This window comes from Streptomyces sp. NPDC003393, assembly GCF_053589015.1.
This window is the reverse complement of record NZ_JBSFRB010000001.1, coordinates 88,350-112,984: the sequence shown is the minus strand read 5'-3', so window position 1 is coordinate 112,984 and position 24,635 is coordinate 88,350. Positions and strand designations below refer to the sequence as shown.

The window sequence follows — 24,635 nt, the reverse complement described above, 5'->3', positions numbered from 1 at the left end:
TCAGTCCCTCTCCAGGAAGCGGCGGTAGACGAGCGAGACGGCGGTGATCAGCACGATGAGGATCACGCCGATGGCTGCGGCCTCGTCCGGATGCCCTTGCTGAAGGCCCCGTTGGTACATCAGCAGTACGGGTGACGTCGTCGCGCCGTCGGGCCCGCCGCCGCTGGTGAGCAGATAGGGCTCGGTGAAGAGGTTGGCGCCTGTGATCGTCGCCAGGACCAGGACCAGCAGCGAGGCGGGACGTACCGCGGGAACCGTGATCGACCGGAACGTCCGGAGCCGGCCGGCGCCGTCGAGGGCCGCCGACTCGTACAGCTCGTTGGGCACGTTCTGCAGCGCCGACAGATACAGCACCACGAAGAAACCCAGCTGTTTCCAGGCGACGAAGACCGCGACGACGGGCATCGCCAGATGACTGTTCACCAGCCAGGAGGGATCGGGAGCCAGCGGCCCGAGGACCCGGTTGACCAGACCGCCGCTGTTGAAGAGGAACAGCCAGACGCCCACGACCGCGACGCTGGCGGTGATGTAGGGGATGTAGTACGCCGTCCGGAAGAAGGAGCGGAAGCGCAGCTTCTTGTTCAGCGCACTCGCGAGGACCAGTGAGGCCACCGCCGTCAACGGCACGTTGATGACCAGGAAGATCGCTATGTTGAGGAAGGAGCGCCAGACATCCGGGTCGGTGAGCACGGTGGTGTAGTTCTCCAGCCCCACGAAGGGCCGGTCGACCTGCACACCGGGTGCGGCGAAGAAGTAGTCGTGGAAGGACATCCACACGGCGAAGCCGAGCGGATACAGGAAGATCGCGGCCAGGTAGAGCACGTACGGCGAGACGAACAGCATGCCGATGGGCTGGTGTCCGCCGAGCCGGAACCGCCACTGCGGTCCCCGCCCCGTCGGCGGCCTTCCGGTCTTGTGCGCGGCGCGTCCAGGGCCGCGCGTGTCATGGGTGGTGCTGGAGGACATGGCGGCGGGTCACTGGCTTCCGGCCAGCTTGTCGACCTTGGCGGCGGCGTCCTTCAGGGCGGCGTGGAGGTCGCCCTTGCCGAAGATGACGGCCTTGGTGTAGGCGTCGCGGAAGGTCTGCCAGATCTCCACCGAGTTGGGCACGTTCGGCGCTTCCAGGGTGTGCTCCGCCTGCTGCGCGAAGACCTTGTAGTCCTTGTGGGACGCGAAGTAGGAGGGATAGGCGGACGTCAGGCCCTGTCGCATGGGCATCTGGCCGGTCGCCTCCAGGAGTTTGCCGTCCTGCTCCTTGCCGGTGGCGAACTTCATGACGTCCCAGGCGGTCCCGCGGTTCTTGCAGGAGGTGTACATGCCGATGGACTTCTCGTCGCTGAAGGTGCCCTTGCCGGCGGTGCCGTCGGCGGTCGGTACCGGCACGACGCCCCACTTGACCTTGTCGCCGTAGACGGAGACCGCCCAGGGCCCGACCGTGGCCATCGCGGCCTTGCCCTCGGCGAAGGCGTCGCCGTTGTAGGTCTCCTTGGGAGCGAGTCCCTGGGCGTACATCGTCTTCCACATCTCGGCGGCCTTGATGCCCTCGGGCGAGGCGAACTGGGCCTTGCCGTCCTCGACGAGCTGCTTGCCGGTCTGTGCCGCGAACACCGGGTAGTAGTCGAACCAGGACTGGTAGAACTCCGACGTCGGCGCGGGCCAGATCGCCGCCTTGGACACCCCGCTCTTCACCAGCTTGCGCGAGGTGTCCAGGAAGTCCTGGTAGCCGGCCAGCTTCGGGTGCTCCGGGTCCAGCCCGGCCTTCTTGAACAGCTCCTTGTTGTAGAAGATCATCACCGGGTTGCTCTTCCACGGCATCTGGTAGTACTTCCCGTCCGGGGACGCGTACTGCCCGAGGCGGTCGCCGACACGTGACTGCAGGTACTGCTTGCCGTCGGGGAAGTCGTCCAGCGCGACCAGGCCGCCCTGCTTCTGGAAGCCGGGCACGGCCGCCGGAGCGGTGTTGAGGATCAGGCACGGCTCGTTGCCCGCGGTGATCGCCGCGCCGATGACCTCCTCGGAGCTCTTGCCGGCGGGTATCTCCTGGGCGGTCACCTTCTCCTTGGGGTGGGCGGCGTTCCAGGCCGCCACCATGCTCTTGCCCCAGGCGACCTCCTGCGCGTTGTTGGAGTACCAGATCGTGATCGGGCCATGGGCGTCGTTCGCGCCGCCGCCGGAGCCCGATCCGGTGCCGCCGCCGCACGCGGTGAGTGCCAGAGCCGCTGCCGGCAGCAGGGCGAACAAAGCTTTCTTCATCAGAGGTTCCGTTTCTCACTCGAAGTGATCGGCAGGCGGGCAGGGAACATCACCGAGCTGACGCCGGCCGCTTCCTGGCGGGGAAGAAGTCTGGGAAGTGCCCTGCGGTCACAGGGCGGTACGGGCGGGGGCCGGACCGGTCGAGCCCCGTATCACGAGCGTGGCCGGCTCCAGTTCGACATCGGCGGTGGTGCCCCGCTCGACGACCTCCATCAACGCCTGCGCCGCGGCCCGGCCCCAGGAGGCCGGGTTGGCGCGGCAGGTCGTGAGCGTGGGGCTGGTCCAGGAGGCCAGCGGAACGTCGTCGAAGCCCACCACCGAAAGGTCGTCGGGCAGCCTCAGTCCGGCGTCCTGGGCCACCGCCATCCCGGCCGTGGCGGACAGGTCGTTGCCGTACACGATGGCCGTGGGAGGGTGGGGCCGGGCCAGCAGGGCGCGGGTCGCCTGGGCCCCACCCGCGGCCGTGAAGCCCCCGGACAGCAGCGTGCCGATGGGCAGCCCCGCGTCGGCGAGCGCGTCGGCCCACGCCTGACGGCGCCGTCGGGCGTGCACGAACTCCTCGGGACCGGTCACGTAGGCGATGTCGCGGTGTCCCAGCTCCACCAGGTGCTGCACGGCGTGGCGGACCGCGGGGCGGTCGTCGAGGTTCACCGTGGCCAGGTCGGAACCTGCTGCGACCGCGCCCACGGCGACCGCGGGCAGACCGAGCTCGTCGACCAGCGCCGGTCGCGGGTCGTCCACGCGCAGATCGGTGAGGAAGACGCCGTCGACCCGCCGGTCGGCCGCCAGCCTGCGATAGGTCTCCACTTCGTCGCCCGCGCGGCTCATCTGGAGCATGAGGCCGTCGCCGGTCTCGGAGATCACCGCCTCTATGCCCGCCATGAAGGCCGGGTAGAACGGGTCGTTGCCGATCAGCTCGGGCTCGCGGGCCAGGACGAGGCCCACCGCGCGGGCCCGGCCGGTGGACAGGGCCCGCGCGCTGCGGCTCGGGGTCCATCCGAGCTTCTCCGCCGCCGACCTGACGCGCTGCTGAGTGGTGAGCGCCACACCCGGACGGTTGTTGAGGACGAAGGAAACCGTCGCGCGGGACACCCCGGCCAACTGCGCCACGTCCGCGATGGTGGGACGGCGGGCCATGTGCGACCTCCAACTTCGGGCGAGCGGTGGACTTATGGGCATCTGCCCCGGTTCATGGCCTTGGCCGCCTACGGACAGCCAGTACTTGAACCGGTTTAAATGACGGTTTGTAGCTTCAACTTCATCTCTCGTTAAGTCAAGAGGTCGGCGTGAGACCGGTGGTTTCATCAAGCTTTGCCTGATTTGCCCGAATGGCTGGGCGCATCGCGGCGTCCTGAGCAGGTGGCTGCGCGAACGCCGCCGCGTGCGGTGCCGTCGGCGGGGCGGTCCGGCGGCGCGGCCGACGGGTCGGCCGGGCGAGGGGCCGCGGACCGGTCCGGCGGCGGACGGGCGCGGCGATGCGGCGCCGTTGGCGTGCCGGCGGAAGCACGGGAGCGTCGCGTCGTCCGGTGATCCGGACGGCAGGGCATGCCCCTGTGATGCGCCGTGGTCCCCCGGGCGCGCCCGCAGCCGGCGGAATGCTTCCAGGTGCCGAAGGTCACTGTTTCATGTCGGCATGCAGCGGATTGCAACCGATCTTTCCCCATAGCGGTCTATGTGTCCGAGAGCGCACACACGCGCACGGACCACGGGGGAGAGAAGGCCACAATGAGGGACATCGGCAGGCGGGGAGCCGTCGTACTGGGCGTCACGGGGCTGGTCGTGCCGCTCACGCTCGCGCTCGGCACCGCGCCGGCGCAGGCGGCGAGCTGCACGACGAAGACCGGGCCGTACCAGAGGCAGATCGAGAGGTTCCTCGGCCGGCCCGTCGACGGCCGGCAGTCGACCGCCGACTGCAAGGCCGTACGCGCCTTCCAGACCAAGCACGGCATCACCCCGAACATCGGGTACGCGGGTCCCGTCACCTGGGGTGTGATGAACCTCATGAACAAGCAGAAGGCGGTGGGGAAAAAGCCCAATAAGGACGGCAAGTGCCCCACGAGCAAGGGTCGCATCGCCTGTGTCAACCTCACCCTGCAGCTGAGCTGGATCCAGGACGGCGGCACGCTCGTGTACGGACCCGTACCGGTGCGTACCGGCCGCAACGGCTACGAGACCCGCACCGGCCTGAAGAAGATCTACTGGCGGCACATCGACCACGTCTCGAGCCTCTACAACGTGCCGATGCCCTACAGCCAGTTCTTCGACGGCGGCGAGGCGTTCCACTCGGTGGGCCTCAGCATGTGGAACCCTCCGGGCTCCCATGGCTGTGTGAACATGACCACCAAGGACGCCAAGAAGTACTGGTCGCTACTGAAGAAGGGCGACGACGTCATGGTGTACGGCCGCAAGCCCGGAACCTGAGGTCGGGCGCGGCTGGTTGCCCCGGATTCACGTGATGAGGGACACGGTCCGGAATGTCCGCATGGCGTGCACTTCCTCACGGCGCCTTCACGTCGAGCGGCATATGCTCACACCATGTCCACCACTGTTGAAACCGCTTCCGAGCGATCGGCCGCGGAGGTCAACGAGGAGATCCGGGCCCTGTGGCGCCGGGCGGGCGGGACACTGACCACCGAGCAGCGCGAGCTGTACCAGCGCCTCGTCATGGAGTGGGCCGCCGCCGCTCCGCAGCAGTCGGACAGGGCCGCCTGACCTGCCTCGTGGGGCACCCTCGCCGAACGCGCGAAACAGGGTGCCCCCGACCTCGGCACACCGGCCTCCGTTCGCACCGACCGCCGTCGGCCTGTTCCCGCATCACCTCCGGCACCTTCCTCGTCAGCCCCACGTGGCCGAGTAGTACCGCTGGTACGCCTTCCTGTCCTGCTCCGCGCGGATCCACCGGGTCGCCACCAGCGCGACCAGACTGCCGGCGATGACCAGCAGCCCCGGGCCCACGTTCCTCGGGTCGGTGAGCCGGGCGAGCAGTGTCACCCGGTTCATGGCGCCCGTCACAGGCGCCGGCGACCCGGGAGAGACGGCGCCGGGGGCGACGGCGCTGTGGGTGGCCGGGGCGGACGGGGCGGCGGAGGACGCGGAGCCCTGGCCGGCGCCCTGCCGCGGAGCCGACACGATGAGTTTCACACCCAACGTGGTCAGCGCCTTGGTCACCGGCTGGAAGAACGTCGTACCGCCCGTCGTGCAGTCGCCGGTGCCGCCCGAGGTCACCCCCAGAGCGATCCCCTCCGAGAAGAGCGGGCCGCCGCTGTCGCCGGGCTCGGCGCACACCGTGGTCTCGATCAGGCCGGTGACGGTGCCCTCCGGATAGTTCACCGTCGCGTTCAGCCCCGTCACCTCACCGTCGTGCAGCCCGCTGGTGCTGCCGCTGCGGAACACCCGCTGCCCGACCGCGGCATCGCCCGCGCCCGTGATCCGCACCCCGTTGCCGCCGCCGATCGCCACCACCTCCGCACCCGGACCGGCTCGGCCCGAGGCGTACTTCACCAACGAGAAGTCGCTGCCCGGAAAGCTGCCCCCGACCGTCGTGCCCAGCTGCCGGCTGCCCTGGCCGTCCGCGAACCAGATGGAGCCGGTGGGCCCGCAGTGACCGGCGGTGAGGATGAAGTCGCCCCGCCCGTCGGTCACGTTGAAGCCGGCCGAGCAGCGCCCGCCGGTCGACAGAATGGGCTGCGCCCCGTTGAGCCGGGTGGTGAACCGGCCCCGGGTGCGTTCCATGTGCACGAAAGAGCCGATGCCGTCGGCGACTTGGGACATCCGGCGCCAGTCGGCGGCGGAGACGGTGCTGTCCGCCTCGACCGTCACCCTGTTGGTCCGGTAGTCCGTCACCCATGCCGTACCGGGCACCCGGGGCGCCGTGCGCAGGGCCGCCGTGGCCGATGTCAACTCGTCCATGCTGTGTGGTACGACCTTCGCCTCGGCGCCCGCCCGCCGGACCTCGGCCGCGGCCCCGGTGTCCGTGACGGCCACCACCGGGCGCCCGTCGGCGCCGATCCAACTGCCCGCCGTACGCGCCGTACCCAGCCGTGCCACCAGATCGGCGCCCGCGGAGGCGGCCGCGGTGGCACCCGTGGCGGCTGCCGACCGTACGGAGCCGGGCGCGGCACCGACGGTGCCGGGAGCCTCGTCCGCCATCGCGGCCTGCGCGACCATCGCTCCTCCGAGGAGGAGTCCCGCCACGGCCGTCAGCCGTGTCACCCGTCGGACGACCCGTCGTCGTGCATGCCTCATGCGTGGCTCCCGAACACCGAACACTCCCAACACCGCGCGCCGCATCGGACCTTGGGCGCCCTCCCTCCATACGGGGCGCGGCAGGCCGGTGTTCAGCCCACGGGGGGAGTCCCTGCCGCCGTGCGTCCGCGTCGTTCCGGGGCGCGGGTGCGGCCGCCTGTCCCGGGTGGACGAGGCGGCCTATCTTGGGCGCATGGACGAGATCCCGAACGACCCGGCCGGTGAGCCGCTTTCCCCCCGTGCCCGACTGGCACGGCTCGCGGCCGGAAAGTACCTGCTGATCACCAGCTACCGGAAGAACGGCACCCCGGTGGCCACCCCGGTGTGGGTGGTGCGGGACGGCGACGCGCTCGGCGCGTGGACGGCGGCCGACTCCTGGAAGGTCAGGCGGATCCGCAACCGCGCCGACGTCCTCGTGGGCCCCTGCGACCTGCGCGGCAACCCGACGGGCGACCAGGTCCCGGCGACCGCCGAGATCTGCGACCCGGCCACCACGGCCCGCTACCGGGGTCTGATCGCCCGCAAGTACGGCCTCATCGGCCGCCTCACCCTGCTCGGCAGCCGCCTGCGGCGCGGGGAGCGGGGAACCGTCGGGATCCGGTTGACCCTCACGCACTGACCGGGCCACGAGGGCCACCCGGACGGCACGGCCTCGCCCCGGGACGGGCCGGCGGTCGGAGCCGGGATGACACATATGTTCCGGGGGTCGGGCCTCCGCGTGGCGGCGTTTCGCGGGACGAGCGCCCGGCTAGGGTCCTTCGTCTGGATCGGGCCGGATCCCGCGAACCCGGCGTGGTCCCGACGAAGCGCCCTGGGCCGCGGGCGTCGCGGACAGGGCCGGCACCTGCGGCCGGCCGGTGTCGCGGCAGGGCCGGCGGCGCCCGCGGACGTGACGGAGCTGGTGGAGTGAGGGGAATCCTGGCCCGGGGCCGGGGAGTCGGCGAGTGGCTCATCGCTCGTGCCGGCTGGTGTCTGGCCGTTTCCCTGGCGCTGTACGCGCTGACCGTCGTCACGCATCCGCCCCACCCACTGGACCTGCGCGTCTACCGCGAGGCCTCGCCGCACGTGCTCTCGGGCGGCCTGTACGACCACGTGGTGCGCACCGGTCCGCCCATCCCCGAACTGCCGTTCACCTACCCACCCTTCGCCGCGCTGCTGTTCCTCCCGCTTGCGCATCTGCCCTGGACGGTGCTCGTGGCGCTGTGGCAGGCGGTGTCCCTGGCGGCCCTGCTCGGCATCACGGTGTGCGCCCTGCGGCTGCTGTCGCCGTGCCCCGGCGCCGGCGTCCGGGACCTCGCCCTGCTGTGGGCCGCCGCCGGTCCCTGGCTCGAACCCGTGCGGCACACCCTCGACCAGGGACAGGTCAACCTGCTGCTGGGCGCCGTCGTCCTCGGCGGACTGGCTCTGGCCCGTAAGGCGGCGGGGCGTGGCGCGGCCGTGGGTCTGGCGGCGTCGGTGAAACTGACGCCGGCCGTCGGCGGACTGTATCTGCTGGCCACCCGGCAGTGGCGCGCGGCGATGTGGGCGGCCGCGACCGGCTGCGCGACCGTGGTGCTGGCCTGGGGCGTCGCCCCCGACGCGTCGGCACGGTACTGGTCGGGCCTGGTGACGGACACGGCGCGGGTCGGCCCGGTGTGGTCGGTGCGCAACCAGTCCCTGCGCGGAGCGCTCACCCGGCTGCTCGGGCCCGGCGTGACGGAATCGGCCCTGTGGTGGGCGGCGCTGGCCCTGGTGACCCTGACGGCGGCCTGGGCCCTGCACCGCCGCGTCCGGCGGGGCGACCTGCTCGGCGTTCTCGTCACGGTGGAGCTGTACGGGCTGCTGATGTGCCCCATCTCCTGGAGCCACCACTGGATCTGGTGCGTGCCCGCCATGATCTGGCTGGCGCACGGCCCCGGCCGTCGGCGGACGTTCAGCAGAATCGCCCTCGCCCTGTGGGCACTGGTCACCGTGACCCGGCTGGTGCCGCGTCTCATCGGCGCGGAGGACCGGCTGGGGCACCACGATCCGTATCCCGAACTGCTCGCCTGGCCGGGCAGTGTCTACGCCGTCTGCGCGGTGCTGACCTTCCTCGCCCTGGCCCTGGCCTCGGAGCGCGTCGTGCCGAACACGCCGGGCTCGCGGCGTCCGGAACCGCACCCGGCCGGGCTGTCGTCGGCCAACGGTGCTCCGCGGCGGCTTTCCGGGCCGCCTCGCGACGCCGCCCCACTGCCCGGACGGGGTGGGAGGTAGGCCCGGTCCCGGCCACCGCTCCCCGGTCGGCCCGGGTCGGCGAGGCGCCTCCGCGGACCGGCCCGGGGGGACATCACGGCGGAGTCCCCCGGACCGGAACCCTCGTGGGACCTGCCCCGCCCGAGGGTGCCGTGGTGACGGCGGCTGCCGAGGGATCGTCAGCTCCAGGCGCTGTACGGCTCGTCGACCAGCTGGAAGACCGGCTCGCCGCGCACCGGGTCCTTGGCGGTGGACAGCCGCACCCGGTCGCCGCTGTGGATGCCGATCGGCGGCCCCATGACGCGGCCTCGCACCACGAAGCCCTCACCCATCTCTATGAGCGACACGTTGCGGGCGGCCGGGGTGTTGCGGTGCACCACCGTGGAGTGGCGGACCGTGCCCGTGCCCGCGCTGCGCTCGGTGCGCAACTCGCTGCCCCGGCACACCGGGCACAGCACCCGGTGGAACATCGCCGTGCCGCACCAGGCGCAGCGCTGGAAGTACAGGGCGTCCTGGTCGCGGGCGCCGGGCTCGAGGAGGCCGGTCGCGGAGCCCGCCGTGGCGCGGGCCTCCGCATGAGCCGTGCTGCCTGAGTAGTGGTACACGCTGGTCAACTCCCTGCGCTCGGCCGGAATCCGGCGCGCCCGGTCACCCGTGCACGCCCGTGCGCGGTACCCGTGCCACCGTGCACGGCCACCAGAGTATGGCACTGAGTGCCAGAGGTAAAGGTACTCCGTACCAGAATCTGGCGCCTGCGCGGTACGGAGTACCGTTCCGTGAAAGCTCTGAGGGACAGGTCCGAAATCGATGGCACTCAGTGCAGGACGCTGGGGCGGCCGAGGGCCGAACGAGTCGCCCGGCCTGCCCGCAGTAGCCTTTCCTCGCCCTCTTCCACCAGGCACACCACCCCCGGGAGTCCCGCATGCCGTCCGCACGCCCCCGCCTGCTGTACGTCACCGACCTGGCGTATCCGGCGCGCGGCCGCCGCTACTGCGACGAGGACATATGGCTGACCGCCCGCCTTCGCGAGGAGTTCGACCTGGCCCTGTGCCACCCGCGGGACGCGGCGGCCCTGATGGACGCATTCGACGCCGTCGTCGTCCGCAACAGCGGCCCCGTCCTGGAGTACCGGGAGGCCTACGACGGCTTCCGGACCCGGGCCCTGGCGGACGGAACTCGGGTCTACAACCCGCTCACGGGCCGGGGTGACATGGCCGGCAAGCAGTACCTCCTCGACCTGACCGCCGCCGGGTACCCGGTGATCCCCACCGTCGACCGCCCCGAGGACCTGAGCCTGCTGCCCGCCGCCGACCGGTATGTGGTCAAACCGAAACTGGGCGCCGACTCCATAGGGCTGCGCATCGTCACCGCCGACGGGCTGCCCGGCCTGGTCGACGGCACCGTCCTCGCCCAGCCGCACATCGACTTCGTCCACGAGATCTCCTTCTGCTTCGTCGACCACGACTTCCAGTACGCCCTGTACGCCCCGGACCCCGAACGGCGGTGGGAGCTGCGGCCGTACGAACCCGCCAGGGGCGACCTGGAGTTCGCCCGCCGCTTCATCGAGTGGAACGCCCTCGGCCACGGCATCCAGCGCGTGGACGCCTGCCGCGCCCCGGACGGGGAACTGCTGCTGGTCGAACTGGAGGACCTCAACCCGTATCTGTCGCTGGACGCACTCGACGACCCGGGCCGGGACGCCTTCGTCGCCGCGATGACGCGTTCGCTGCGCGGTTTTCTCGCCGTACCGGGGAAGGCGTAGCGTACGGGCGGACGCGGCCGTGATGTGCCGGCCGGTGCCGCCGGACGGGCACAAGGACCGGAGCGGCGGGCGGAGGGCTGCGGCATGACGGGCATGGACGCGTTTCTGGGGCGGCTCGACCCCGAGATGTACGTGGTGACGGCCGCGGCGGACGGGGAGCGAGCGGGCTGCCTGGTCGGGTTCGCCTCGCAGTGTTCCATCGATCCGGTGCGTTTCGTGGTGTGGCTGTCCAAGGTGAACCGCACCCTCCGGGTTGCCGAGCGGGCGGACCGGCTCGCCGTGCATCTGCTGACCCGCGACCAGTACGCCCTCGCCGAACTCTTCGGCGGCAGCACCGGCGACGACGGCCTGGACAAGTTCGCTCACGTGCCCTGTACCCGGCGGCAGGGCGGGGCCGTCGTGCTCGACGGCGCCCCGGCCTGGTTCGTCGGCCGGATCGTCCGCCGCGCCGACGGCGGGGACCATGTGGGTTTCGTACTGGAGCCGGTGGAGTCCGGCGCACCGGGAGAACACGAAGGGCGGCACGGCCCGTTGCTGCGTCTGACGGACGCGGCCGCCGTCCCACCGGGCCACCCGGTGGACTGACCCGGCCACCGGGCGCATCGGGAAGGATCGGCCGGGCTATGCCCCTTCCACCGGGACCCTGATGTCCAGGACGCAGACGTCGTCCCGCCGTTCGCCCTTGAGCAGCGTGGACAGCAGCGGGCCGGGCGTCTCCGCGCGGCGGGCCGCGGCGGCCTCGGCGAGGCGTTGCAGGCCCTCCTGGATGCTCTCGCCGGGCCGCTCGACCAGGCCGTCGGTGTAGAGCAGCAGCTGGTCGCCGGGCTCCAGCCGGCACTCGGCCTCCTCGAAGTGCGGACTCTCGGTCGCACCCAGCAGCATCCCGCGCGGGCGCTCGAGGTAGCGGGCCTCGCCCCGGCGCAGCAGCAGCGGCGGCAGATGGCCGGCCTGCGCCCACACGAGGCGGTGTTCGTCCGGCTGGTACCGCGCCAGCACCATGGTCGCCGTGCCGTGGACGTCGCGGGAGTGCAGCAGCAGCGTGTTCAGCCGGGCGAGGGCGCCGGTCAGCGAGGAACCCGTGAAGATCATGCCCTTGGCGGTGAACCGCAGCTGGGCCATGGTGGCCACCGCGTCGATGCCGTGCCCGGCGACGTCCCCCACCACGAACAGCGCGTCCCCGCCCGGCAGTTCGATGGCGCTGAACCAGTCGCCGCCGACGTGGACCCCGGACTCGGCGGGCAGATAGGCGAGGTCCACCTTCAGCCCGGCCAGGCGTACGGGCCGGCGGGGCAGCGGCAGCAGCGCGTGCTGGAGCCGGCCGGCCAGCATCCGCTCGGCCTGGAGGATCCCGTGCTGGGCCAGCATCGCCCGCTCGCTCTCCACCAGGGCCAGCTCCGCGCTGCGCTGCGCGGTGAGGTCCTGCACGAAGCCATGGACCTCGGCCGGTGTGCCCTCGGCGTCCGCCACGGCCTCGGCGACGGCCCGCAGGTGCCGTACACCGGACGTCGTGCCGATCCGGAACGGCACGTCGAACGGCTTGCCCGTGTCGAGGAGTTCCCGCACGGCCCCGGCGAGCGTGGGCTCGTCCTCCCGCAGAGCCAGCTTCGGCAAGTCCTCCAGCCGCACCGGGCCGTGGACGGGATCGCGCTCGCAGAGCGCGTAGACCTGGGACGACCAGACGGCCTCCCGGGTGACCAGGTTCCAGGTGGCCCAGCCCAGACGGCCCAGGCGCTGCAGATCCGCCAGGCGCTGCTCCTGCCGGTCGGAGGAGTCCTGGCGCAGCCAGGAGACCAGCAGCCGGTCGCCCACGCGGCAGGCCCGCACCGAGTACGTGGACAGCTCCTGGGCACCGGCCACGAGCTCCTGCTGCGCGTACGGCTCGCTCTCGTAGGGCTCCCCGGTCTCGAGGACGCCCAGCCAGCCCTGCCAGAGCGGTTCCTCGGCGACGGTCGGCCAGCACTCCAGGATCCGCATCCCGGTGAGCTCGCGTCCGCCCCGCCCAGCCGGGTGGACGGTCTGCGGGGTGGCGGCGTCGACGCGGTAGTCCTCCACGTCGCCCGAGGCCGACCGCAGCGGGGTGAGCAGCAGGGTGGTGCCGGGCAGCGCCTCGAACAGGGCGTGGACCTCGGCCGGGGCGCCCTCGCCGGGGTGCTCGGGGCGGGCGTCGAAGGCGCGCAGCCGGCCCGCGCACAGCCGGGCGGCACCGCGCAGCAGTTCCCGGGCGTGCGGGCTGAACGGCCCGTCCTCGTGGCGGAGCACACCTATGGCCACGTGGGCCGGGCTCCCGCCGACCACCGGCAGCCAGGCCCGCGACCGCCACTGCTCGGTGGAGCCGCCGATCAGCAGGTGGCGCTTGCTGTCCTCGGCGAAGTCCTCCAGCCAGCGGGGCTCACCGGCGTCGAGCACGTCCAGCGCGGGGACTCCGCTGGACGGCGGCGCGTGCCGCCACTGGTCCGCCAGGGTGTCGTCGACGCCGGCGTAACCGATCAGCTTCAGCCCGCCGGCGTCCAGCCGCCGGTAGAGGATCACCGCGTCCGCCCCGACGGGCTCGGCGAGGTGCTCCAGCAGGCAGTGGGCGACGTCGTGCGGGGTGCCGGCGCGGATCAAGGCCCGGCCGAGCACCGCGAGGACGGCGGAGTCGCCGCCCGATCCGCCCACCGCGGGCGCGGCCTTGGGGGACGGGGACGGGCCCCGCGTGCCGCCGAGGCCGGAGCCGGCCGGGGCGGCGGAGACGGCCGCGGCGGGCTCGGGGGCCCTCGCGCCTCCGGCGTGGGCGAGCGGGGGCACCAGGGTGCCGAGCGCGATCCAGCACTCCTCCACGAGCGTGTGGCCCGCGGTCTTGGCGCGCTGGATCAGCTCCTCGTGTGCGGCCTCCGGGGAGCAGCCGGTCAGCGCCATCAGCGCCCCCTTGGCCCGCTCGACGACGGTGGAGGTCGCCACCTGCTCTTGCAGCCGGTCCATTTCGGCCCGCTGCCTGGCCACCATCCTGGCCAGCGCCGCCGTGTCGGGTGCGGGGCCGGAGTCCGCGGAGAAGCCGGAATCGCTGGTCACGGGACGAGCATTGCACATCGGCACCGGTCCGATCACCGGATTGCCGGTCGTATTCGAGCAAGAAAGCGATGAGGGACGGGTTTCAGCGGCCGCCGCCGCGTCCCACCAGCGCCTCCGACACCGCCCGGACACTGCGGGCGATGTGCTGGAGTTGCAGCAGTTCAGCGGCGTACAGCTTGATCGTGTGCTCGATGACCGACTCCGGTACGCCGAGCCGGGGAAGGTCGGCGCGGGCGGTCTGCAGGGCGGTGCGGGCCACCCGGATCTCCTGCTGGACCTGGATCTGCGCGTGCCGGGCGAGCAGGACGGGGTGGCGCACCAGCGCGGGGTAACTGCCGTAGCGCGCGGGCACCAGCTCGCGCAGCCACCTGGTCGCCGAACGCTCCCAGTCGTAGCTGCCGGGGGCCTTGACCTGGCAGGGCCAGTCCGGGCTGGTGCGCGGGGTCGTCACAGGCATGATCATCGCTTCCGGGTGTGCGGCGTCGTGGAGGGTGGTCCGACGAGGGCGAGGCGGCCCCGGCCTAGGGGATGACCGGGGCCGCCGCGGGCGCTCGCGCAGGCGGTGCCCGTTCGGACGCCCCGTGGAACGCGCCCGGAGTGGGCCGGCCGCGATCCGTGAGCAGTATTTATATATGCCATCCGCTTGGCAAGACGTATGAAAACATTCATGCCTGCTTTGCGTGACATGCTCCCCATACGTTCCGACCGGTTCCGCGAAAACCGTCGCGACCGGTTCCGCGACCCACCGGTCCTGGTCGGCGTTGTCAGTCCTTGAGGAAGAACTGGTGCTGCTCCGCGAGCTGCTCGTACTCCTCCAGCCGGGCCTGGGTCCGCTCCGGGTCGGCGTCGGTCATGGCCTGGAGCAGCGCCGCGCACATCACACCGGGCCCGGCGTAGGAGTCGAAGACCAGACGGGAGCCCGTGCCGGTGGCGAAGGTGACGTCGGCCTCGTCCGCCACCGGGCCGAGCGCCAGGTCGGTGATCAGCGCCACCTTCAGACCCGCGCTGCGCGCGACCCGGACGGCGGTGAGGGTCTCGTGCGCGTGCCGGGGAAGCGAGAACGCCAGCACCCAGGTGCCGCCGGCCTCACGGGACTGCAGCAGCGCGTCGTAGGCGACGCTCCCGCCGAGGGTGACCAGCCGCACGTCGGGGTGGATGCGCCGAGCGGCGTAGGCGAAGTACTCGGCGAGCGAGACGGAGATGCGCAGCCCGAGCACGGTCAGCGGGGTGGACCGCGACAGCTCGCGGCCGACGGTGATCACACGGTCGGGGTCGGCGAAGTCCCGCCGCAGGTTCTCCAGGTTCTCGATCTCGGCGTCGACCGCGGCCTGGAGTTCGTTGCCCCGGTCCTCCTCCGCCGCGCCCGGACCGCCCGCGAGCGTCTTGAGCGCGATCGACTGGAGCTTCTCGCGCAGCGCGGGGTAACCGCTGAAGCCGACCGCGCCGGCGAACCGCGTCACGGAGGGCTGGCTGACGCCGACCCGGTCCGCCAGCTCGGTGATCGACAAGAAGGCCGCCTCGGCGATGTTCTCGATCAGGTACTGGGCGATGCGACGCTGCCCGGGCGACAGACGGGGCCCGTCGAAAAGCTCTCTGAGCTGGGAGGCCGGGGCCGCCTCCGCGTCCGGCACCGTCTTGCCCGCGGTGATCGCGGACGCCTGTGCCCGGGCCTGCTGCGGCGATGGCGCCTGGGCGCCTTCAATCTCTCCCACAGAGGTTCAACATAGCTCACTCACCGTCATGACCTGGGCTCAGCGCCGGTAGAGCGTGATCGAGTGACCGACCTCGCCGACCGGGCGGGCGGACCGGATCAGGGCGGCCAGCCGCCCCTTCGCCTTGGCGGCCGCCGAGTCCGACACCGCCAGCAGACCGTGCACCCGCCCCGGGGGCACCCCGCGCGGATCGGTGGCGTGGATGCCGTAGAAGGAGGGCACGCCGCTGCCCTTGTAGACGAGCCAGACCCGTTCCCGCGGGTACCGGGTGCGCAGCCGGTCGGCGAGCCGGCCCAGGTCCTGGCCCCAGTCCACGTTCGAGTCGTGCAGCCGCAGATGCGTCTTCGTCGGACCGCCGAACGCCTCGTTCGAGTACGGCAGGTAGTACGGGAACGTCCGCAGCGAACCGACCGCTACCCACGCCACCAGCATCGCCACCACGGCGAGCCCCCGTCCCGCGCCGCGGAGGGCCGGCGCTCCGGCCGTGCGGGGGACCGCCCGTGCCGCGACGGTGACCGTCCCGGCCGCGGCGACGGCGAGGAACATGGGCAGGAACAGCGCGTACCGGGTGCCGAAGTCGCGCGAGGAGTGCATGGCCCCGGCCAGCAGCACGGCGGGCGGCGCCAGGACGTACGGCGCCGCGCGCCGCAGCCGTCGCACCGCCACCAGGGCCACGGCCCCGGCGGCCCACAGGGCCAGCGCGCCGAGCGGCGTCTTCACCAGCAGCGCGACCGGCAGGTAGTACCAGCGCGGCCCGGTGTACACGTGCCCGAACAGGAATCCCTGCCACGGGTGGGCCTCCAGCCCGAACTGGATCCGCATCCCGTCGCGGTACGACACGGGCAGCGGCAGCAGATCCACCAGCGTCCCGGGCAGCCCGTGCACGGCCGGCACCGCCTGCCGGGGCGGCGGCCGCAGGTGCGGGTCGACGACCAGGTACGAGAGCCATACGACGGCGACCGCGACCGCCGCGGCGACGGCCGCCCGTCCGGTGCCCACGGCCAGCAGCCGGGCGGTCCCGCCCCGGTTGCCGCCGGCGTCGCGACGCCGGCCTCCGGCCCACGCCGTGAGCACCGCGAGCGCCAGCAGCACCGGCACGGCGGGCAGCGCGTTCATCTTGGTGGCCACCGCCGCGCCGAGCGCCGCTCCGGCCGGCGGGACGTACCGCATCGGCCGCAGCCGTGCCCGCCACATCAGCCACGCCGAGAGGAGCACGAAGCCGGCCGCCGGCACGTCCAGCGTGGCCAGCGAGCCGTGCGCGATCAGATCGGGCGAGAACGCGAACAGGGTGAGAGCCACCAGCGCGCCCGCGGTGCCGGCGACCTCCCGGGCGAACGCGAACACCACCAGTCCGAACAGCACGGTCATGACCATCACCGGCAAACGGGCCCACAGCATCAGCCGCCAGGGGTCGTTGCCCGACTCGTACAGCAGATGCCGACCGAGCCGGCCCTGGTCGCCGGTGAACGAGGCGTCGAAGTGCGGGCGGGCGGCGGCGACTCCCGTCGCGATCAGCAGCTTGCCGAGCGGCGGGTGTTCGGGGTTGTACGCCAGGCTGTGCTCGTGGAGGTAGACGGCCGCCGTCCCGACGTACACGGGCTCGTCGATGGTGGGGGTCTGCTCGGCCGCCGCCGTGACCATCGCCACGGCCATCTGCGCCAGCAGCAGGACCACGGCCAGCGGCACCAGCCACCGCCGGTTCCGCCGCAGCACGGCGTACCCACGCGCCGACCTCGCGACCCCGGCCGCGCCGGGCGGCACGGCGGACGTCCCACCGGGGGACGGCCGGCCACTGGACGTTCCTCCGGAGGACGTCTCACCCGCGGGGGCCCGACCGGTGGAAGCCCGACCGGTGGAAGCCCGACCGGCGGGAGCACGACCGGCGGAAGCCCGGCCGACGGAAGCCCGGCCGGCCGGGGCCCGAGGAGACCCGTCGCCGGGAGACCCCGGGGCCGGGGTCGTGTGCTGTTCGCCCGCCGTCATCCGCCGTGTCACCGCTCCAGGCTCGTGCCGGCAGACCCTCTGCCGCACCCACCGGTACGGGCGCGGGCGGGCCGTGGTTCACCCGGCTGCCTCGGCCGCTTCGGCGCGGGCCCCGGCCCCCGGGCCCGGACCGGGTGCCGGCGCGGCACGCCCGCCCCGTACCAGGGCCTCCGGCACGACCAGATCCGCCCGGTCCCGGGTCGCCGCCACCAGATCCGCGTTGCGCTGGTCGGTGCCCAGGACCGAGGCGACCGCCTGCTCGTGGTCCTTGCCGAACTCCTCGTGCCGGGCGACCAGCCGGGCGATCCGCTCCCGCTCGTCGAGTTCACAGAACCACACCTCGTCCAGCTGCGGCCGTACGCGCGCCCAGGCACCTGTGTCCAACAGCAGGTAGTTGCCCTCCGTCACGACCAGCCGGACGGAGCAGGGCACCGGGATCGCGCCCGCGAGCGGCTGTTCCAGGACGCGTTCGAAGCCGGGCGCGTACACCGTCCCGCCGCCGTCCGCCGCCGCGACCCCGTACTCCTCGCGCAGCCGGCGCAGCAGCGCCGCGTATCCGGCCGCGTCGAAGGTGTCCGGCGCGCCCTTGCGGTTCCGGCGGCCGAGCCGGTCCAGTTCCACGTCGGCGAGGTGGAAGCCGTCCATGGGGACGTGCGCGACCCAGGGTTCTCCCGTGCCGTTCAGCTCCCGCACCAGTCGCTCGGCGAGGGTGGACTTGCCCGCGCCCGGGCTGCCCGCGATGCCGAGGATCGCGCGGTGCCCCTCGCGGGTGAGGGACCGGGCCCGGATGAGCAGATCGTCGAAGGTCGAGGTCGGCGCCACAGGCCACAGTGTGTCACCCGGTCACCCGGTCACCCGGTCGGCCCTCCTTACCGTCGCACCCAGGGCGTCTGATGGTCCGATGGTTGTCGGAAGGCATGCGGACGGCATGCGGAAGGTATGTCGGAAAGTACGTCTCATGTGGCGCGTGACACCCGCTCGGTCCCGCGTCGTGGGGAAGGGTGCCTGTATGACAGAGCTCGGTCTGCCCCAGACAATCCTGGCCTGCCTCTTCGACCTGGACGGCGTCGTCACCAAGACGGCCGTGGTGCACGCGGCCGCCTGGAAGGAGACGTTCGACGCGTTCCTGCGCGAGCGGGAGGGCGCGGACTTCCGGCCGTTCGACGTCGTCGCCGACTACGACGAGTACGTCGACGGCCGCCCCCGCGCCGACGGGGTGCGCACCTTCCTCGCCTCCCGGGGCATCCAACTGCCCGAGGGCAGCCCGGACGACCCACCGGACGCGCAGACGGTCAACGGCGTCGGCAACCGCAAGAACGAACTCCTGCTGCGGAAGATCCGCACCGACGGTGTCGAGGCCTACGACGGCACCCTGCGCTACATCGAGGCCGTCCGGTCCGCGGGCCTGAAGACGGCGATCGTCTCCTCCAGTGCCAACACCCTGGACGTGCTGCGCTCCATCGATGCCGAGCACCTCTTCGACGTCCGGATCGACGGCGTGGTGGCCCGCGAGCGGAAACTGCCCGGCAAGCCGCACCCGGACACCTTCCTCGCCGCCGCCCACGACCTGGGCGTCGAGGCGAAGCAGGCCACCGTCTTCGAGGACGCCCTGGCCGGCATGGACGCCGGCCGCTCCGGCCACTTCGGGTACGTCGTCGGCGTCGACCGCGTCGGCCAGAGCGACGCCCTCTACGCACACGGCGCCGACGTGGTCGTCAAGGACCTCGCCGAGCTCCTGACCGGCAAGGGAGGTGCAGAGTGATCACCCACGGCGCGTTCGCGGTGGAGCCCTGGACGGTGCGCGAGACGGAACTCAGCCTGGACGTGCTGGCCCAGAGCGAGTCCGTCTTCGCCCTGTCCAACGGCCATGTCGGCTGGCGCGGCAACCTCGACGAGGGCGAACCGCACGGCCTGCCCGGCTCCTACCTCAACGGTGTCTACGAGGCCCACCCGCTGCCGTACGCCGAGGCCGGCTACGGCTACCCGGAGTCGGGCCAGACGGTCATCAACATCACCAACGGCAAGATCCTGCGGCTGCTCGTCGACGACGAGCCGTTCGACCTGCGGTACGGCCGGCTCGTCTCCCACGAGCGCGTGCTCGACCTGCGCCGCGGGGTGATGGAGCGGACCTGCGAGTGGTGCTCGCCGGCCGGCACCCGCATCCGGGTGCGCTCCACCCGGCTGGTCTCCCTCGCCCAGCGGTCCCTCGCCGCGGTGTCCTACGAGGTGGAGGCGGTCGACTGCCACACGCGGGTGGTCATCCAGTCCGAACTCGTCGCCAACGAGCAGTTGCCGCAGACCAAGGGCGACCCGCGGGCGGCGGTGGCCCTGGAGTCACCGCTGGAGCCGGAGGAGCACTTCGCCTGCGACAACCGGCTGCGCCTGGTGCACCGCACCCGCACCAGCGGGCTGCGTGTGGCGGTGGCCGCGGACCACGTCGTCTCCGGCCCGGAGCGCACCACGACCAGCGTGGAGAGCCACCCCGACCTGGCCCGGCTGACGGTCGCCTCCGTCCTGGAGTCGGGGGAGAGGCTGCGTGTGGACAAGCTCGTCGCCCACGGCTGGTCCGGTACCCGCTCCCTGCCGGCGATGAGCGACCAGGTCGACGCGGCCCTGGCGGCCGCCGCGCATGACGGATTTCAGGGCCTGGCCGAGGAACAGCGGGCGTACCTCGACGACTTCTGGGCGTGCGCGGACGTCGAGGTGGAGGGCGACGAGGAGATCCAGCAGGCGGTCCGCTTCGGCCTGTTCCATGTGCTGCAGGCCGGGGCCCGTGCCGAGGAGCGGGCGATCCCGGCCAAGGGGCTCACCGGCTCGGGCTACGACGGCCACGCCTTCTGGGACACGGAGATGTTCGTGCTGCCCATGCTGACGTACACCGCGCCCGGCGCCGTGGCCGAGGCGCTGCGCTGGCGGCAGAACACCCTGCCCGCCGCCCGGGAGCGCGCCGCCCAACTGGGGCTGCGCGGTGCGGCGTTCCCCTGGCGGACCATCGCGGGCGAGGAGGGGTCGGCGTACTGGCCGGCCGGCACGGCCGCCTTCCACGTGAACGCCGACATCGCGCACGCCCTGGTGCGCTACGTGTCCGCCACCGGCGACGAGGAGTTCGAGCGTGACACGGGGCTGGAACTGCTGGTGGAGACCGCCCGGCTGTGGCGCTCGCTCGGCCACCACGACCACCGCGGCACCTTCCACATCGACGGCGTCACCGGCCCCGACGAGTACAGCGCGATCGCGAACGACAACCTGTACACCAACCTGATGGCCCGGGCGAATCTGCTCGCCGCCGCCGACGTCGTCGAGCGCTACCCGAACGAGGCCCAGCAGCTCGGCGCCGACGACGAGGAGAGCGCCTCCTGGCGGGACGCCGCCGAGAGCATGAACATCCCCTACAACGCCGAACTGCGGGTGCACGAGCAGCACGCCGGCTTCACCCGCCTCCAGCACTGGGACTTCGAGGGCACCGGCGCCGACCAGTACCCGTTGATGCTGCACTTCCCCTACTTCGACATCTACCGCAAGCAGGTGATCAAGCAGGCGGACCTGGTGCTGGCCATGTACACCTGCGGCACCGAGTTCGACGACGACCACGTCGTCCGCAACTTCGACTACTACGAGCCGCTGACCGTGCGGGACTCCTCGCTGTCGGCGTGCATCCAGGCCGTCATGGCCGCCCAGGCGGGCTATCTGCGCCTCGCCTACGACTACACGGTCGAGGCGGCCCTGATGGACCTGGAGGACCTGCAGCACAACACCCGCGACGGGCTGCACATCGCCTCGCTCGCCGGAACCTGGATGGCGCTGGTGACAGGGTTCGGGGGCGCCCGCCGGGCCGGCGAGACCCTGGAGTTCGCGCCGCGGCTGCCGGAGAAGTTCGGCCGCCTGGCCTTCGTCATGCTCTTCCGCGGGCGCCGGCTGCGTGTGGAGTTCACACAGGAGACCGCCACGTACACGCTGCTGTCCGGACCGGCGCTGACGGTCCGCCACCACGGCGAGGCCGTCCCCCTCCAGGTGAACACCCCGACGTGCCGCCCGGTCCCGCCGCCGAAACACCTTCCGTCCCCGGAACAGCCCCCGCACCGACGGCCGAACATGCGCTGAGGACGCGGGCCCTCACGCGGGGCCGCTGGTGAGCAGCTCCCGCAGGGCCCGCTCCTCCTCGGGGCTCAGTCCGGTCACGAACTGCCGCAGGGCGGCGATCGGATCAGGGCCCCGGTCCAGCGCCTCGTGCATGGCCTGGGCGGTCAGCTCCGCGGCGTTCTTCGCGGGCCGGTAGGCGCCCCGCCGCCCGTCGACCTCGCGCAGCACCAGGCCCTTGTCGTAGAGCCGCTTGAGGATGGTGTGCACGGTGTTGTAGGCCAGACCGTCACCGAGCGTCAGCTGGATCTCGGCCGGCGTCAGCGGCCGCTCGGTCGACCACAGCGTGGCGAGGACCGCGCTCTCCAGCTCTCCCGAGCTGCGCCGTTCCGTTCTGCCATGAGGCCCTCTGCCAGCCATGCCCTCAACCTTACAGCGCGTAGTGATCTCCGCCGTCCGGCGGTGTCCCGCCCGGCGGGGCGCCCGGGCGCGGGTTACGTTGTCCCTGTTTCGCCGTTTGAATCGTTACCTCAGCTTATTCAACGGATTGTCGTTTTTGTTGGTTTTATCGGATTCTGGCCGAGTCCACGGACAGTTTCGCGACGCTTTCCCGCCGATTCCCGACGTCTTAGCCGACTCCTGCATCGATCCCGCCAGACTTGGAGAGCCAGAACCCTACAGCGCGTAGGGGTGAGGGGTGGAGATGGCCGACAGTCCGCACGCCTTGCTCGCCACGTCCCGGCGAGCCGGACCGGCGCCCGGCCTCGGCCGCGTTCTGCCCTCCCGCCGCGACGTGTCCCTCGCCGCCGTGGCCGCCGCCTTCACCCTGGCCCAGCTCCTCCTCGTCCGCCCCGGCATGGGCCTGGGCTGGGACGAGACCGTCTACGTCAGCCAGGTCAGCCCGCACGCCCCGGCGGCCTTCTTCAGCGCCCCGCGCGCCCGCGGCGTCCCGCTGCTGGTGGCCCCCGTCGCCTCCTGGTCGTCGTCCACCGCGCTGCTGCGCGTCTACCTCGCCGTCCTGTCCGGCCTCGCCCTGTACCTGGCCCTGCGCGTATGGCGGAATCTGTTCCCCACCGGGGTCCTGCCCCTGGCCGGCGCCCTGTTCGCCTCCTTGTGGGTGACGCTGTTCTACGGCCCCCAGGCCATGCCCAACTACTGGGTCGCCATCGGCGCCCTGGTCTGCGCGGGCTGCTTCCTGCGCGTCCACGCGGACCGGCACGACCGCGCGGCGCTGTGGGGCCTCGTCAGCGGCTCCGCCCTCATGGCGTGGATGCGGCCGATGGACGCCGTCTGGGCGGTGCTCCCGCTGCTCGCCCTCGCTCTGTTCCGGCGCCGCCTGCAACCGCCGGCCGCCCTGCTCGCCGGGCTCGTCGCCGGCTCCGCCGAGTGGGTCATCGAGGCCTACGTCGGCTACGGCGGCCTGCTGCGGCGGCTCTCCGACGGCTCAGCCATCCAGGGCGGCCTCGGCCTGCACGTCGCCGTGGCCGACCAACTGCGCAGCCTGGGCGGGCGGACCCTGTGCCGCCCCTGCACGGGCGAGCTGCCGAACCCGCTGGTCACGGCCTGGTGGTACGTCCTGCCGCTGCTCGCGGTGCTGGGCCTCGCCCTGGCCCGGCGGGCCCGGCGTCCCCTCCCCACGCTCATCGCGCTGGCCTGCGGCGCCTCGGTCGCCATCCCGTACCTGTTCATGATCGGTTACGCGGCGCCGCGCTTCCTGCTGCCCGCCTACGCCCTGCTCGCGATCCCGGTCGCCGACGCTCTGGTCCACCTCGTGCGCGCCCCGGGCGGCACCTGGCGGCCGGTGCCGCTGAGCCTGGTCGGGCTCGGGCTGGTCCTCCACGTGGGAGTCCAGTACGCGGTCCTCGCGCACACCGTCGAGCGGACCACCGCCGACCACCGGGAGTGGGACCGCGTCGCCGCCGCGCTGCACCGCCTCGGCGTACGCCCGCCCTGTCTGCTCACCGGAGAGGAGGCCATCCCGATCGCCTTCTACACCGGCTGCGGCTCCGCCGCCACCGGCGGGCACAACGCCAACTCCACCCCGGCGGCCATCGAGGACACCGCCCGGCGCATCCCGGTCGCCACCCTCGTCACCGCCGAGGGCTCCCCGCCCGCCTACGCCCGCACCTGGCCCTTCCAGCAGAGTGGCGACCTGCGCCTGTACGTCGCGCCGGCGGCGCAGAGAGGCGCCGCTGGATGACCTCTCCGCTCCTCACCGCCACGGCAGGCCCACGCGGCCGCGTCTGGTGGCACACCGGGGCCACGCTCGCCGTACTGCTGTGCGCCGGCTACCTCGGCCGGCGTCACTGGCCCGTGCTCGAGACCGGCGCAAGCCGGCTCGCCACCGCCGACCAGGCGTGGCTGCTGGTGGCCGCCGCGGCCACCGTCGCCACCTGGGGGTGCTCGGCTCTCGCCCAGCAGGGCGCGGTGGCCGAGCCACTACCGGGCGGCCGGCTGGTCGCCGCGCAGTTCGCCGCCTCCGCCGCCAACCACGTCCTGCCCGCCGGCCTCGGGGCCGGCGCGGTCAACCTGCGTTTTCTGATGCGTTGCGGACTGTCCGCCGGCCGCTCGGCCAGCGCCCTCGCGGTCAAGGCTGCCGCCGGTGTCCTCACCCGCGCCGTCCTGATCGCCGCCCTGGCCGCGGCCTGCCCGGGCGTCCTGCGGCTCCCGCGCGTCCCGGGCGCCGCCGTGGCCGCCGTCCCGGCCGCCGCGGTGCTGGTGACCGTGCTGGTGCGCGGGCCGCTGCGGTCCCGGTGCGGCTCCGCGGCGGCGTCGGTGCTGAGCGACATCCGGGCCGTGCACTCCCGGCCGCGCCGGGCCGCCGCCCTGTGGGGCGGTTCGCTCGCCTTCGCCTCGGCGCACTCGCTGGTGCTGGTCGCCGTCACCCGGGCCGTCGGGCTGCCGTTGTCCCCGGTCCGGATCGCCCTGCTCTACCTGGCCGCGAGCAGCGCCGCCGCCCTGCTGCCCACCCCCGGCGGCCTGGGCTCCCTGGACGCCGCGCTCGCCTTCGCCCTGACCACCGGCGGTGCCCCCGCGACGACGGCCGCCTCCGCCGTGCTCGGCTACCGCCTGCTGACCGTCTGGCTCCCCCTCGTCCCCGGCCTCCTGGTCCTGACGGCCCTGATCCGCCGCAGAGCGGTATGAGCGGGCGGGGGACGGCGGCGCGCGGGCAGGGCCGGGTCACCGCACGCCACGCGTGCTCGCCCTCGGGTGCGGGCGGGCGCGGACGGATGAGTCCACCGCCGGGGAAGACGATGCGTCAACCGGGGTGATTGGGCCGGGCGCGGCGGGAAACGCGAAACAGGGCACTCCGACACCGAGCCCCGCCGCGAGGGAGGACC

Annotated in this window: 21 protein-coding genes; 10 read left to right on the top strand and 11 right to left on the bottom strand. The window is 72.7% G+C overall.

The features are described from left to right. The 3 genes from ACWDUZ_RS00480 to ACWDUZ_RS00470 all read right to left on the bottom strand — a co-directional run bounded on the left by ACWDUZ_RS00480 (position 1) and on the right by ACWDUZ_RS00470 (position 3,390). Positions 1–966 carry a carbohydrate ABC transporter permease gene (locus ACWDUZ_RS00480; protein ID WP_451629517.1) on the bottom strand — a complete coding sequence of 322 codons (966 nt, stop codon included), beginning with the start codon at positions 964–966 and terminating at the stop codon, positions 1–3. Between the two features lie 9 nt (positions 967–975). Continuing rightward, the gene (locus ACWDUZ_RS00475; protein WP_451629516.1) at positions 976–2,253 is read right to left on the bottom strand and encodes an extracellular solute-binding protein; all 1,278 of its coding nucleotides are present in this window, start codon (positions 2,251–2,253) and stop codon (positions 976–978) included. 108 nt (positions 2,254–2,361) lie between these two features. After that, positions 2,362–3,390: a LacI family DNA-binding transcriptional regulator gene (locus ACWDUZ_RS00470; protein WP_451629515.1), complete on the bottom strand. Its 1,029-nt coding sequence runs from the start codon at positions 3,388–3,390 to the stop codon at positions 2,362–2,364. A gap of 588 nt (positions 3,391–3,978) precedes the next feature. Between ACWDUZ_RS00470 and ACWDUZ_RS00465 the strand changes: the two genes are divergently transcribed. Then, positions 3,979–4,674: a L,D-transpeptidase family protein gene (locus ACWDUZ_RS00465; protein ID WP_451629514.1), complete on the top strand. Its 696-nt coding sequence runs from the start codon at positions 3,979–3,981 to the stop codon at positions 4,672–4,674. Positions 4,675–4,788: 114 nt separating this feature from the next. Next, positions 4,789–4,965 (top strand): hypothetical protein, encoded by a 177-nt coding sequence (locus tag ACWDUZ_RS00460; protein WP_451629513.1) that lies wholly within the window; start codon positions 4,789–4,791, stop codon positions 4,963–4,965. Positions 4,966–5,088: 123 nt separating this feature from the next. Here the strand turns inward: ACWDUZ_RS00460 and ACWDUZ_RS00455 are convergent, their stop codons facing one another. After that, on the bottom strand, positions 5,089–6,498 hold the full coding sequence (locus ACWDUZ_RS00455; protein ID WP_451629512.1) for a S1 family peptidase: 1,410 nt from the start codon (positions 6,496–6,498) through the stop codon (positions 5,089–5,091). A 193-nt stretch (positions 6,499–6,691) separates the two neighbouring features. Here ACWDUZ_RS00455 and ACWDUZ_RS00450 point away from each other — a divergent pair, with 193 nt between their 5' ends. Both ACWDUZ_RS00450 and ACWDUZ_RS00445 read left to right on the top strand, forming a co-directional pair. Continuing rightward, the gene (locus tag ACWDUZ_RS00450) at positions 6,692–7,117 is read left to right on the top strand and encodes a PPOX class F420-dependent oxidoreductase (RefSeq protein ID WP_451629511.1); all 426 of its coding nucleotides are present in this window, start codon (positions 6,692–6,694) and stop codon (positions 7,115–7,117) included. 287 nt (positions 7,118–7,404) lie between these two features. Further along, a complete protein-coding gene (locus ACWDUZ_RS00445) occupies positions 7,405–8,730 on the top strand; it encodes a glycosyltransferase 87 family protein (protein WP_451629510.1) in 1,326 nt (441 codons plus the stop codon). Positions 8,731–8,888: 158 nt separating this feature from the next. Here the strand turns inward: ACWDUZ_RS00445 and ACWDUZ_RS00440 are convergent, their stop codons facing one another. Beyond that, complete coding sequence (locus tag ACWDUZ_RS00440) at positions 8,889–9,314, bottom strand: Zn-ribbon domain-containing OB-fold protein (protein ID WP_451629509.1); 426 nt, start codon at positions 9,312–9,314, stop codon at positions 8,889–8,891. Positions 9,315–9,631: 317 nt separating this feature from the next. Between ACWDUZ_RS00440 and ACWDUZ_RS00435 the strand changes: the two genes are divergently transcribed. Further along, positions 9,632–10,471 carry a hypothetical protein gene (locus ACWDUZ_RS00435; RefSeq protein ID WP_451629508.1) on the top strand — a complete coding sequence of 280 codons (840 nt, stop codon included), beginning with the start codon at positions 9,632–9,634 and terminating at the stop codon, positions 10,469–10,471. An 84-nt stretch (positions 10,472–10,555) separates the two neighbouring features. After that, a complete protein-coding gene (locus ACWDUZ_RS00430) occupies positions 10,556–11,056 on the top strand; it encodes a flavin reductase family protein (RefSeq protein ID WP_451629507.1) in 501 nt (166 codons plus the stop codon). A gap of 36 nt (positions 11,057–11,092) precedes the next feature. Here the strand turns inward: ACWDUZ_RS00430 and ACWDUZ_RS00425 are convergent, their stop codons facing one another. From ACWDUZ_RS00425 to ACWDUZ_RS00405, 5 genes are all read right to left on the bottom strand, one after another. After that, complete coding sequence (locus ACWDUZ_RS00425) at positions 11,093–13,540, bottom strand: SpoIIE family protein phosphatase (protein WP_451629506.1); 2,448 nt, start codon at positions 13,538–13,540, stop codon at positions 11,093–11,095. A 64-nt stretch (positions 13,541–13,604) separates the two neighbouring features. After that, positions 13,605–13,985, bottom strand: coding sequence for a hypothetical protein (locus ACWDUZ_RS00420; RefSeq protein WP_451629505.1), 381 nt, complete (start codon positions 13,983–13,985; stop codon positions 13,605–13,607). A gap of 301 nt (positions 13,986–14,286) precedes the next feature. Beyond that, a complete protein-coding gene (locus ACWDUZ_RS00415) occupies positions 14,287–15,234 on the bottom strand; it encodes a MurR/RpiR family transcriptional regulator (RefSeq protein ID WP_451629504.1) in 948 nt (315 codons plus the stop codon). Between the two features lie 39 nt (positions 15,235–15,273). Next, a complete protein-coding gene (locus ACWDUZ_RS00410) occupies positions 15,274–16,875 on the bottom strand; it encodes a glycosyltransferase family 39 protein (RefSeq protein ID WP_451629805.1) in 1,602 nt (533 codons plus the stop codon). Positions 16,876–17,295: 420 nt separating this feature from the next. Next, positions 17,296–18,039 (bottom strand): nucleoside/nucleotide kinase family protein, encoded by a 744-nt coding sequence (locus ACWDUZ_RS00405; RefSeq protein WP_451629503.1) that lies wholly within the window; start codon positions 18,037–18,039, stop codon positions 17,296–17,298. 187 nt (positions 18,040–18,226) lie between these two features. Here ACWDUZ_RS00405 and ACWDUZ_RS00400 point away from each other — a divergent pair, with 187 nt between their 5' ends. Together ACWDUZ_RS00400 and ACWDUZ_RS00395 are read left to right on the top strand one after the other, a co-directional pair. Beyond that, a complete protein-coding gene (locus ACWDUZ_RS00400; RefSeq protein ID WP_451629502.1) occupies positions 18,227–18,979 on the top strand; it encodes a beta-phosphoglucomutase family hydrolase in 753 nt (250 codons plus the stop codon). Further along, entirely contained in the window at positions 18,976–21,318 is a 2,343-nt protein-coding gene (locus ACWDUZ_RS00395) for a glycoside hydrolase family 65 protein (RefSeq protein WP_451629501.1), read from the top strand. The genes ACWDUZ_RS00400 and ACWDUZ_RS00395 overlap by 4 nt, the downstream gene beginning before the upstream one ends. 12 nt (positions 21,319–21,330) lie before the next feature. Here ACWDUZ_RS00395 and ACWDUZ_RS00390 read toward each other — a convergent pair whose 3' ends face one another. Then, positions 21,331–21,714, bottom strand: a complete 384-nt coding sequence (locus ACWDUZ_RS00390; RefSeq protein ID WP_451629500.1) for a BlaI/MecI/CopY family transcriptional regulator — start codon at positions 21,712–21,714, stop codon at positions 21,331–21,333. A gap of 283 nt (positions 21,715–21,997) precedes the next feature. Here ACWDUZ_RS00390 and ACWDUZ_RS00385 point away from each other — a divergent pair, with 283 nt between their 5' ends. Both ACWDUZ_RS00385 and ACWDUZ_RS00380 read left to right on the top strand, forming a co-directional pair. Further along, entirely contained in the window at positions 21,998–23,494 is a 1,497-nt protein-coding gene (locus ACWDUZ_RS00385) for a hypothetical protein (RefSeq protein WP_451629499.1), read from the top strand. Next, on the top strand, positions 23,491–24,438 hold the full coding sequence (locus tag ACWDUZ_RS00380) for a lysylphosphatidylglycerol synthase domain-containing protein (RefSeq protein WP_451629498.1): 948 nt from the start codon (positions 23,491–23,493) through the stop codon (positions 24,436–24,438). The genes ACWDUZ_RS00385 and ACWDUZ_RS00380 overlap by 4 nt, the downstream gene beginning before the upstream one ends. Positions 24,439–24,635: the final 197 nt, after the last annotated feature.

Excerpts from the sequence above, each read along its gene's own strand:
- ACWDUZ_RS00480 (WP_451629517.1), bottom strand. The coding sequence starts at position 966 with ATGTCCTCCAGCACCACCCATGACACGCGCGGCCCTGGACGCGCCGCG.
- ACWDUZ_RS00475 (WP_451629516.1), bottom strand. The coding sequence starts at position 2,253 with ATGAAGAAAGCTTTGTTCGCCCTGCTGCCGGCAGCGGCTCTGGCACTC.
- ACWDUZ_RS00470 (WP_451629515.1), bottom strand. The coding sequence starts at position 3,390 with ATGGCCCGCCGTCCCACCATCGCGGACGTGGCGCAGTTGGCCGGGGTG.
- ACWDUZ_RS00465 (WP_451629514.1), top strand. The coding sequence starts at position 3,979 with ATGAGGGACATCGGCAGGCGGGGAGCCGTCGTACTGGGCGTCACGGGG.
- ACWDUZ_RS00460 (WP_451629513.1), top strand. The coding sequence starts at position 4,789 with ATGTCCACCACTGTTGAAACCGCTTCCGAGCGATCGGCCGCGGAGGTC.
- ACWDUZ_RS00455 (WP_451629512.1), bottom strand. The coding sequence starts at position 6,498 with ATGAGGCATGCACGACGACGGGTCGTCCGACGGGTGACACGGCTGACG.
- ACWDUZ_RS00450 (WP_451629511.1), top strand. The coding sequence starts at position 6,692 with ATGGACGAGATCCCGAACGACCCGGCCGGTGAGCCGCTTTCCCCCCGT.
- ACWDUZ_RS00435 (WP_451629508.1), top strand. The coding sequence starts at position 9,632 with ATGCCGTCCGCACGCCCCCGCCTGCTGTACGTCACCGACCTGGCGTAT.
- ACWDUZ_RS00430 (WP_451629507.1), top strand. The coding sequence starts at position 10,556 with ATGACGGGCATGGACGCGTTTCTGGGGCGGCTCGACCCCGAGATGTAC.
- ACWDUZ_RS00425 (WP_451629506.1), bottom strand. The coding sequence starts at position 13,540 with ATGTGCAATGCTCGTCCCGTGACCAGCGATTCCGGCTTCTCCGCGGAC.
- ACWDUZ_RS00420 (WP_451629505.1), bottom strand. The coding sequence starts at position 13,985 with ATGATCATGCCTGTGACGACCCCGCGCACCAGCCCGGACTGGCCCTGC.
- ACWDUZ_RS00410 (WP_451629805.1), bottom strand. The coding sequence starts at position 16,875 with ATGGTCACGGCGGCGGCCGAGCAGACCCCCACCATCGACGAGCCCGTG.
- ACWDUZ_RS00400 (WP_451629502.1), top strand. The coding sequence starts at position 18,227 with ATGACAGAGCTCGGTCTGCCCCAGACAATCCTGGCCTGCCTCTTCGAC.
- ACWDUZ_RS00390 (WP_451629500.1), bottom strand. The coding sequence starts at position 21,714 with ATGGCTGGCAGAGGGCCTCATGGCAGAACGGAACGGCGCAGCTCGGGA.
- ACWDUZ_RS00385 (WP_451629499.1), top strand. The coding sequence starts at position 21,998 with ATGGCCGACAGTCCGCACGCCTTGCTCGCCACGTCCCGGCGAGCCGGA.
- ACWDUZ_RS00380 (WP_451629498.1), top strand. The coding sequence starts at position 23,491 with ATGACCTCTCCGCTCCTCACCGCCACGGCAGGCCCACGCGGCCGCGTC.